Raw genomic sequence first — 9,460 nt, 5'->3', positions numbered from 1 at the left:
TTGGCCGGGCCTCCTCTGGGGGGGTGGTGGCGGGGCCCCCCCCCCTAACCCCCCTAGATTTTTTGACCCCCCCCCCCCCCCCCCCCGCCCCCCCCGCGGGGGCGCCCCCCCCCCCCCCGGGGGGGGGGGGGGGCCCGCCACGCCTGTCCGTCGTGGTTCGGGTTGTGAGGAAGTGAGAACGATGGCTGTGCATTCGGAGCGGGTGCAGACGCAGTCCCCGGATTCAGGGAAGGCTGCCGTGGCCGGAATTGAGACGAGTGCCGCCGGTGGTGGCGCCAACGGCACCCCCCGCAAGGGCGCCAGACCCGCGGGCGGGCCGAGCCTCGGCGCACGCCTGGCACCGTACCTGCTGCTGCTGCCCGCCACTGTGGCGACCGTCGCCCTGCTCGGCTGGCCGCTGGTGAAGACGGTCCTGCTGTCGTTCCAGAACCTCAACAAGCGCCAGTTCGTCCAGCACCTGACCGAGTGGAACGGCTTCGACAACTACAAGGATCAGCTGACCGACCCGGACTTCTGGGCGGTCACCGGGCGCACCGTCGTCTTCACCCTGGTCAACGTCGTGCTGATCATGGTCGGCGGCACCCTGATCGGCCTGCTGCTCAACCGCCTCGGCAAGCGGATGCGGCTGCTCCTCTCGGTCGGGCTGCTGATGGCCTGGGCGATGCCCGTGGTCGCCGCGACCACCGTCTACACCTGGCTGTTCGACCAGCAGTGGGGTGTCGTCAACTGGTTCCTGGACAAGCTGGGTTGGCACGCGATGGCCGACTACAACTGGATGAGCGACCAGTACTCGACCTTCTTCGTGGTGATCCTGCTGATCGTCTGGCAGTCGGTCCCCTTCGTGGCGTTCAACATGTACGCCGGACTGACCACCATCCCCAAGGAGCTCTACGAGGCCGCCCGGATGGACGGCGCCGGCGCGTCCAAGATCTTCGGCTCGGTGATCTTCCCCAACCTGAAGCCGTTCTTCCTGGCCACGACGTTCCTGGAGATCATCTGGGTCTTCAAGGCCTTCACCCAGGTGTACGCGATCAACGGCGGCGGCCCCGAGAACCTGACCCGCACCCTGCCCGTGCACGCCTTCCTGGAGGGTTCGTCCGGGCAGCACTACGGCATCGGCTCCGCGATCGCGGTGCTCACCATCCTGATGCTGGGCGCGATGATGGCGTACTACTTCCGCATCATGATCAAGCAGGAGGACGAGCTGTGAGGCGCTCGCTCATCGGACGTACCTGGCCGAACGTGATCGCGGTCGTCCTCTTCGTCTTCTTCATCTTCCCCGTCTACTGGATGATCGCGACTGCCTTCAAGCAGGACAACGACATCATCAGCAAGACGCCGGTCTTCATCCCGTTCAACGGGACCCTCGACCACTTCACCACCGCGATCAACGCGCCCAACTTCTGGACGTACGTCACCAACAGCCTCATCGCCACCATCGGCGCGGTGCTGATCTCGCTGGTGATCGCGACCCTCGCGGCCTTCGCCATCGCCCGGATGAAGTTCCGCGGCCGCAAGACCTTCGTGCTGGTCGTCATGGTCGCGCAGATGGCGCCGTGGGAGGTCATGACCATCGCGGTCTACATGATCTCGCGCGACAACGAGATGCTGAACAGCCTCGTGCCGCTGACCTTCTTCTACATGATGATGGTGCTGCCCTTCACCATCTGGACGCTGCGCAGCTTCATCGCGGCGGTGCCGAAGGAGCTGGAGGAGTCGGCCATGGTGGACGGCTGCACCCGCTCCCAGGCCTTCGTGAAGGTGATCTTCCCGCTGCTGGCCCCCGGTCTGATGTCGACCTCGCTGTTCGGCTTCATCACCGCGTGGAACGAGTTCCCGCTCGTCCTGATCCTCAACAAGGAGGAGGGCAAGACCCTCCCGCTGTGGCTGTCGTCCTTCAAGACCGCCTTCGGCAACGACTGGGGCGCCACCATGGCGGCGTCCACGATGTTCGCCATCCCCGTGCTGATCCTGTTCGTCTTCCTGCAGCGCAAGGCGGTCGGTGGACTGACCGACGGCGCCGTGAAGGGCTGAGAAACGTGAGCATCCTCGTCCCCACCGCCCCGGTCAGCGACCAGCTGCACCGCGACGCCCTGACCGTCCTGCAGCCCGGCTTCGTCGGCACCGAGCCGCCGCAGTGGCTGCGCCGCCACCTCGCCGCCGGGCTCGGCTCGGTCGCGCTGTTCGACCGCAACGTGGTCGACCTCGACCAGCTCGCCAAGCTCACCAAGGCGCTGCGCGAGGAGAACCCCGACCTCCTGATCGCCATCGACGAGGAGAGCGGCGACGTCACCCGGTTGGAGGCGGGCTCCGGCTCGTCCTGGCCCGGCAACCTCGCGCTCGGCGCGATCGACGACCCGGCGCTGACCCGGGACGTCGCCCGCGAGCTGGGCCGGGCGCTGGCCGCGGCCGGCGTCAACTACAACTGGGCGCCCACCGCGGACGTCAACTCCAACCCGCGCAACCCGGTCATCGGCGTCCGCTCCTTCGGCGCCGACCCGGAGCTGTGCGCCCGGCACACCGCCGCCTGGGTGGAGGGCCTCCAGTCGGCCGGCGTGGCCGCCTGCTCCAAGCACTTCCCCGGCCACGGCGACACCGCCGTCGACTCGCACCACGGGCTGCCGGTCATCGACGTCGACCTGGACGTGCTGCGCTCGCGCGACCTGATCCCGTTCCAGGCGGCGATCGCGGCCGGCACCAAGGCCGTGATGACCGCCCACATCATGATCCCGGCGCTCGACCCGAAGCTGCCGGCCACCCTCAGCCCGCTCGTGCTGCGCGACCTGCTGCGCGCGGCCCCGGCCGACGGCGGCCTCGGCTACCAGGGCCTGATCGTCAGCGACGCGATCGAGATGGGCGCCATCGCCGACACCTTCGGGATGGGCGACGGCACCGTGCTGGCCCTGGCGGCCGGCGCGGACGCGATCTGCGTCGGCGGCGGGCTGGCCGACGAGGAGACCGTGCTGATGCTGCGCGACGCCATCGTGGCGGGCGTGCGGGCCGGCGTGCTCTCCGAGGAGCGGCTGGCGGACGCCGCCGCCCGGGTCCGCTCGCTCGGCAGCTGGGGCCGGATCTCGGCCCAGGGCGAGCGGCCGGAGCCGGACCTCGCGGTCGGCCTGCGGGCCGCCCGCCGGGCGCTGAAGGTGGTCCGGGAGCCGGGCCACGAGCTGCAGCCGGTGTCCGAGCGCCCGTTCGTGGCCTCGTTCTCGGACGAGCCGAACATCGCCGTCGGCGACGTCACCCCGTGGGGCGTGGCCGGCATGCTGGCCGACCGCTTCCCCGGCACCCGCACCCGCGCGGTCTCGGCGGCCGAGGCCGCCCCCGAGCTGCTGGACGCCCTGGTCGCCGAGCTGGTGGCCGGTGCCGAGGGCCGCCGCCTGGTGCTGGTGGTCCGGGACGCGCACCGGCACGCCTGGATGTCCGCCGCGCTGGGCCGCCTGGTGGCGGCCCGGCCGGACGCCGCGGTGGTCGAGATGGGGCTGCCGCAGTCCGAGCCGGTCGGCGCGCTCTACATCGCCACCCACGGCGCCGCCCGGGTCTGCGGGCTGGCGGCCGTGGAGGTGCTCACCGGGCAGCCGGGAGCCATCGGCTGAGACCGAGGGGGGCGTCACCGGGAGTGTCCGGGAGGCGTCGGCCGACGGGCCCGTCATGCGCATGTCGCATGGCGGGCCCGTTCCGTTTCCCCGCCGTTGACCTGCGGATTCACCAGGTGACCGTGCTCCCTCAAGTGGGCCTTAAATCCACCTTAAGTCCCACTTAGGGTGACGGTACGGCGACTGATCGCCACGGGGTACAACAGCTCTGCAACGGCCGTGGCGACGAGGCCATTTGGCCGTTGACACCACCTATGGTCTAGGCCAGAGTCCAGTCATCCGGTTCGAAATTCAACCTCACCGGATGTGGTATCGGCCCTCCCCGAAGCTCTTCGCCCCTGCCCGGACCCTCCGTTGCGGGCGCCATCACGCTGCCGGCGGGCAACACGGCTCTAGCACCCTCGGAGGATGGCGTGAAGAAGCGTCAGCTCATGTCGACGTTCGGAATCACTGCGCTGGCGATCGGGCTGACGGCCTGTTCATCGGCCGGTACGGCGTCGAAGGACGGCAAGAGCCCCGGCGCCGACCCGAAGGCCGCGAGCGGCACCGTCACCGTCTGGCTGATGGACGACGCCCAGAAGAACTGGCCCGACCTGGTGCAGCAGGTCAACGACCAGTTCGCGGCGAAGTACCCGAACGTCACCCTCAAGCTCGCCTACCAGGGTTGGGCCGACAAGGTGACCAAGCTCGACAAGGCGATCGCCGACGGCTCCGCGCCCGACGTGGTCGAGCTCGGCAACACCGAGACCATGAAGTACGTGCTCTCCGGCGCGCTGGCCCCGGTCGACCGGACCACCTTCGACAACTCCGACAGCTGGATCAAGGCGCTCGCCAACACCTGTACGTACCAGGACAAGCTCTGGTGCGTGCCCTACTACGCCGGCGCCCGGGTCGCCATCTACAACGCCTCGACCTTCCAGCAGGCCACCGGCAGCGCCGAGTTCCCCAAGACCGAGGCCGACCTGACGGCGGCCCTGGACAAGGTCGCCGACAAGAACAAGGCCGACAAGAGCTACTCCGCGCTCTACCTGCCCGGCCCGTACTGGTACGCCGCGATGAGTTACGTGGCCGCGTACGGCGGCAGCATCGCCAAGTTCGACAGCTCCGGCAACTGGCACGGCACCCTGCACGACGCCAAGTCCCAGCAGGGCATCAGCCACTTCGTCGACCTGGTCCGCAAGTACACCAAGGGCGACCTGACGGTGAACGAGCAGAACCAGTTCGAGTCGATGGCCCGCGGGCGCGCCGGGTCCTTCTACGGCAACGGCTACGAGGCGGCCAGCGTCGTCGCGCCGGGCACCGGCGACCCGAGCCTCAAGGACACCGTCAAGATGGCCACCATGCCCGGCCCGGACGGCAAGCCGCTGCCCACCTTCATCGGCGGCTCCGACCTCGCGGTCACCGCCAAGTCCGCGCAGGTCGAGCTGGCCAGCGACTGGGTGCGGATGTTCACCAGCACCAAGTCCCAGCAGACGCTGGCCGACAAGGACATCCTGCCGAACAACCTCACCCAGCTGAACCCGCTGAAGAACAAGCCGACCACCGCCGCGGCGGCCAACGCGGTGCCGGACGCCTGGTTCACCCCGCTGGCCCCCGGCTGGGGCGCGATCGAGAAGCAGAAGATCCTGCCCGACATGCTGACCGGCATCCTCAAGGGCAAGTCGGTGGACCAGGCCACCAAGGAGGCCGACGCCGCGATCGACCAGCTGATCAACAAGGCGTCCTGACCCCGCGCCGCCGTCGAAGTCCCGTCCCGTCCGGGGCGGGCCTTCGGGTGTGCCCGCCGGGGGCGGCCCCCGTAGGATTGCGGCAGGAAACCACCGCAGCGAGTGTGCGGACTCGCCGCCGTAGAGGTCCCCGCCGGGCAACCTGCCCGGAGGGGTCGAACCATCTCATCGGAGGCACATCCTGATGTCCGACCCGCAGACTGTTTCCGTTCCCGGCCGGATCATGGCGGCGGAGATGGCCGAGCAGCCGGCCGTCCTCCAGCGCATCCTCGACGAGGGTGCCCCGAAGATCCGCCAGATCGCGGCCGAGATCGCCGCCCGCAACCCTCGCTTCGTCCTGCTGACCGCGCGCGGCACGTCCGACAACGCGGCGCTGTACGCCAAGTACCTGATCGAGATCCTGCTCGGCAAGCCGGCCGGCCTGACCTCGATGTCCACCACCACCGCGTACGGCGCCAAGCCGGACCTCACCGACGTCCTGGTCGTCACCGTCAGCCAGTCCGGCGGCTCGCCCGACCTGGTGGCCTCCACCAAGGCCGCCCGCGAGGCCGGCGCGATCACCCTCGCCGTCACCAACAACGCGTCCTCGCCGCTGGCCGAGGTCTCCGAGTTCCACATCGACGTGCTGGCCGGCCCGGAGAAGGCACTGCCCGCCACCAAGACCTACACCGCCGAGCTGCTGGCGCTCTACCTGCTGGTCGAGGGCCTGCGCGGCGGCGACGGCGCGGCGGCCAAGGACCTGCCCGGCCTGGCCGCCGGCGTCCTGGCCCGCCACGCCGAGGTGAGGGCGCTGGCCGAGCGGTACCGCTTCGCCCAGCGCCTGGTCATCACCTCGCGCGGCTACGGCTACCCGACCGCCCGCGAGGCGGCGCTGAAGCTGATGGAGACCACCTACATCCCGGCCTCCCCGTTCTCCGGCGCCGACCTGCTGCACGGCCCGCTGGCCATGGTGGACAACGTCTCGCCGGTCATCGCGATCGTCCCGGACGGCAAGGGCGGCGAGGCCCTGCAGCCGGTGCTGGACCGCCTGCGCGGTCGCGGCGCGGACCTGGTCGTGGTCGGCCAGCAGGCGCAGGTGGACGCCGCCTCGGCCGGCTTCGCGCTGCCGGCCGGCGTGCCGGAGGAGGTCCAGCCGATTCTGGAGATCCTCCCGCTGCAGCTGCTGGCCTACGAGGTCACCATCGCCCGCGGCCAGGACCCGGACGCCCCGCGCGCCCTGGCCAAGGTCACCGAGACGCACTGAGGCGCGGCGCCACGCGATCGGGCCCCCGTCCACAGCCTGTGGACGGGGGCCCGACTCGTTGAGCGGCGGAACACGGCTTCGGCGGGGGAGCGCCCGGAACGCGTCGCGCCCCCGGAACGCGTCGCACCCAGCGCTCGGCGCACCCGGAAAGCACTACGGGCCACGGCGCCGACACGGGACCCTCAACCCATGCGGCACCGCAGCCCGGAGCTGTCGTCGGTCGCCGGAGTCGATCGAGAACTGTGCGGGGTCCTCGTTCGGTGGCGTCCGACCGAGGAAAGGCCTCGCGCGGTCAGGGCAGTTGCGCGGTGGGCCTCTCCTTGGTGCCCTTTCATTGTGGACTAGACCAATCTGGGTTGTCCAGGCCGCTCCGCAAATTGGTCTGGACAACTTCGGGCAGTGGGCTCCGCCGCAGGCCCGGCGCGTGATCCGTTCCCCGGTCCGCCGCGCCCCGCCCCGACCGGCGGCGCTACCCTCGCCATGTGCCCTCGCTGAACGAACTCGTCCGCCGCCACACCACCCTGACCGGGGCCGATGTGGAATGGCTCCACATGCTGGTCTCGGAGTGGCAGCTCCTCTCCGACCTCTCCTTCGCCGACCTGGTCCTGTGGATCCCCACCTGGGACGGCATCCGCTACGTCTCGGTGGCGCAGATGCGGCCCAACACCGGCCCCACCTCGTACCAGGACGACATGGTCGGCCACCTCGTCCCGCGCGGGCGCCGACCGCTGCTGGACGCCGCCTTCGACGAGGGCCGGATCGTGCGCGAGGGCGACCCGGAGTGGCGCGAGGAGGTGCCGGTCCGGGTCGAGTCCATCCCGGTCCGGCGCGAGGGCAAGGTGCTCGGGGTGATCGCCCGCAACACCAACCTGCTGACCGTCCGCACCCCCAGCCGGCTGGAGCTCACCTACCTGCAGAGCGCCTCCGACCTGGCCCAGATGATCGCCGCCGGCAGCTTCCCCTTCCACGGCGTCGAACAGATCGACATGGACGCCGCCCCCCGGGTCGGCGACGGCCTGATCCGGCTCGACGCGGACGGCATCGTCACCTACGCCAGCCCCAACGCCCTGTCCGCCTACCACCGCCTCGGCCTCACCACCGACCTGGTCGGCAGCCACCTGGGCCGGGCCACCGCCGAACTGGTCCCGCCCTCCCGGGCGGCCGTGCACGAGGCGCTGGTGAAGCTGGCGAGCGGCTGGGCGCCGCGGCAGACCGAGGTCGAGGTGCAGGGCGGGGTGGTGACCCTGCGGGCCATCCCGCTCAAGCCCAAGGGCACGCTGACCGGTTCGCTGGTGCTCTGCCGGGACGTCACCGAACTGCGCCGCCGCGACCGCGAGCTGATGACCAAGGACGCCACCATCCGGGAGATCCACCACCGGGTGAAGAACAACCTGCAGACCGTCGCCGCCCTGCTGCGGCTGCAGTCCCGCCGGATGGAGTCGGAGGCCGGCCGGGCCGCGCTGGACGAGGCGGTGCGCCGGGTCGGCTCGATCGCGATCGTGCACGAGACGCTGTCCCAGGCGCTGGACGAGCAGGTGGCCTTCGACGAGATCGCCGACCGGGTGCTGGCGATGGTGATGGAGCTGTCCCAGGACGGCCGGGTGGCGACCCGCCGCAGCGGCAGCTTCGGCATCCTGTCCGCCGAGGTGGCCACCCCGCTGTCGATGGTGCTGACCGAACTGCTGCAGAACGCGCTGGAGCACGCCTTCGGCCCGTCCGCCTCCGGGAACCTGGAGGTCAGCGCGCTGCGCGGGCGGGCCCCGGCGACCGGGGCGGGCTGGTCGGACAGCTGGAACGGCGGTGCCCGGCCGGAGGAGTTCCTGCTGATCACGGTGCAGGACGACGGCCGCGGCATGCCCGAGGGGTTCGACCCGCAGACGGCCGGCAACCTCGGTCTGCAGATCGTCCGCACGCTGGCCACCGGGGAGTTGGGCGGCACCTTCGACATGGTGGCCGGTCCGGACGGCGGCACCAAGGTGGTCCTGGAGATCCCGGTCCGCTGATCCGCCGACCGCCCGGTCCGTGTGCGGTCCGTGGTGCGGTCCGCGGAAAGGTGCATCGAGGCGCGCGGTGGGGGCGCGTGTTCGGAGAAGGCGCCGGGTACCCACCTCGCGAGCCCGGCACGGGCCGGCCCGCGTGAGGGCGTGCCAGGGTGTGTGCGCGCCGGGGCGCGCACACAAACCGGGGCGCGAAAACAGAAACGAGGCCCTGTCGACCGGGGGGGGGTGGGTCGACAGGGCCTCTCAACCCGTTCCGGCCGTCGGGGGGAGTCGGCCGGAACGGGGGCTCTGGGTGGTGCGACACCTCGCCCGTGCGTTGCACACGGTGAGCGCCACAGCTCCACGATATTGCTCTAAGTGAACAGTATCAAGTGGCTGGACGGTCCGGTGTCGCGGGACCTCGCCAGGCAAGGCCCTTTGTGCGGAAGGCTTCACCAGGAGGTGCAGGGAAGCCTTTGATCATGTGTTGATCGGTGTTTCGGTTACTGCTGGTGTTACGGCGTGTGATCAGGCGGTGCGGGCGCGGTTGCGGGCGGCACGGCGCTTCATCGCGCGACGCTCGTCCTCGCTCATACCGCCCCAGACGCCGGCATCCTGGCCGGTCTCAAGAGCCCACTGCAGGCACTGCTCCATGACCGGACAGCGGCGGCACACGGCCTTGGCTTCCTCGATCTGCAGCAGAGCAGGACCGGTGTTCCCGATCGGGAAGAACAGCTCCGGGTCCTCTTCGCGGCAGACAGCGCGGTGGCGCCAGTCCATGGTCGTCCAACTCCTCCTGCCGGCGGGGGTCACCCGGTCGGCATAATCGATGGCTTGTGAATGTGGCTTGTGAATGTGAACGCTTTCACGAATCCCGCAACAGCAAAAGAGACCAAAGGCCCGCCGGGGCCCGGGTGG

At 70.4% G+C, this 9,460-nt stretch carries 7 protein-coding genes; 6 read left to right on the top strand and 1 reads right to left on the bottom strand.

All coding sequences use genetic code 11. The annotated features are described in order from the left end of the window. Positions 1–181: 181 nt before the first annotated feature. The 6 genes from ACIQVZ_RS17175 to ACIQVZ_RS17150 all read left to right on the top strand — a co-directional run bounded on the left by ACIQVZ_RS17175 (position 182) and on the right by ACIQVZ_RS17150 (position 8,566). A complete protein-coding gene (locus ACIQVZ_RS17175) occupies positions 182–1,210 on the top strand; it encodes a sugar ABC transporter permease (RefSeq protein ID WP_350879661.1) in 1,029 nt (342 codons plus the stop codon). Continuing rightward, positions 1,207–2,034 (top strand): carbohydrate ABC transporter permease, encoded by an 828-nt coding sequence (locus ACIQVZ_RS17170; RefSeq protein WP_402450719.1) that lies wholly within the window; start codon positions 1,207–1,209, stop codon positions 2,032–2,034. Before ACIQVZ_RS17175 ends, ACIQVZ_RS17170 begins: the two co-directional genes overlap by 4 nt. Before the next feature lie 5 nt (positions 2,035–2,039). Next, entirely contained in the window at positions 2,040–3,593 is a 1,554-nt protein-coding gene (locus ACIQVZ_RS17165; protein WP_402450717.1) for a glycoside hydrolase family 3 protein, read from the top strand. A gap of 431 nt (positions 3,594–4,024) precedes the next feature. Further along, positions 4,025–5,320, top strand: a complete 1,296-nt coding sequence (locus tag ACIQVZ_RS17160; RefSeq protein WP_350879658.1) for an extracellular solute-binding protein — start codon at positions 4,025–4,027, stop codon at positions 5,318–5,320. A gap of 184 nt (positions 5,321–5,504) precedes the next feature. Then, a complete protein-coding gene (locus ACIQVZ_RS17155; RefSeq protein WP_402450713.1) occupies positions 5,505–6,563 on the top strand; it encodes an SIS domain-containing protein in 1,059 nt (352 codons plus the stop codon). Positions 6,564–7,045: 482 nt separating this feature from the next. Then, positions 7,046–8,566 (top strand): PAS domain-containing sensor histidine kinase, encoded by a 1,521-nt coding sequence (locus ACIQVZ_RS17150; RefSeq protein WP_350879656.1) that lies wholly within the window; start codon positions 7,046–7,048, stop codon positions 8,564–8,566. A 504-nt stretch (positions 8,567–9,070) separates the two neighbouring features. Here the strand turns inward: ACIQVZ_RS17150 and ACIQVZ_RS17145 are convergent. Further along, positions 9,071–9,322: a WhiB family transcriptional regulator gene (locus ACIQVZ_RS17145; RefSeq protein WP_014138019.1), complete on the bottom strand. Its 252-nt coding sequence runs from the start codon at positions 9,320–9,322 to the stop codon at positions 9,071–9,073. Between the last annotated feature and the right edge of the window lie 138 nt (positions 9,323–9,460).

The sequence above is a fragment of the Kitasatospora sp. NPDC098663 genome (assembly GCF_044760075.1).
Classification (GTDB): Bacteria; Actinomycetota; Actinomycetes; order Streptomycetales; family Streptomycetaceae; genus Kitasatospora.
This window is presented reverse-complemented; position numbering and strand designations above follow the sequence as displayed.

What these genes read in the sequence shown, in the direction of transcription:
- ACIQVZ_RS17160 (WP_350879658.1), top strand. Translation starts at nt 4,025, where the DNA reads ATGTCGACGTTCGGAATCACTGCGCTGGCGATCGGGCTGACGGCCTGT.
- ACIQVZ_RS17175 (WP_350879661.1), top strand. Translation starts at nt 182, where the DNA reads ATGGCTGTGCATTCGGAGCGGGTGCAGACGCAGTCCCCGGATTCAGGG.
- ACIQVZ_RS17155 (WP_402450713.1), top strand. Translation starts at nt 5,505, where the DNA reads ATGTCCGACCCGCAGACTGTTTCCGTTCCCGGCCGGATCATGGCGGCG.
- ACIQVZ_RS17145 (WP_014138019.1), bottom strand. Translation starts at nt 9,322, where the DNA reads ATGGACTGGCGCCACCGCGCTGTCTGCCGCGAAGAGGACCCGGAGCTG.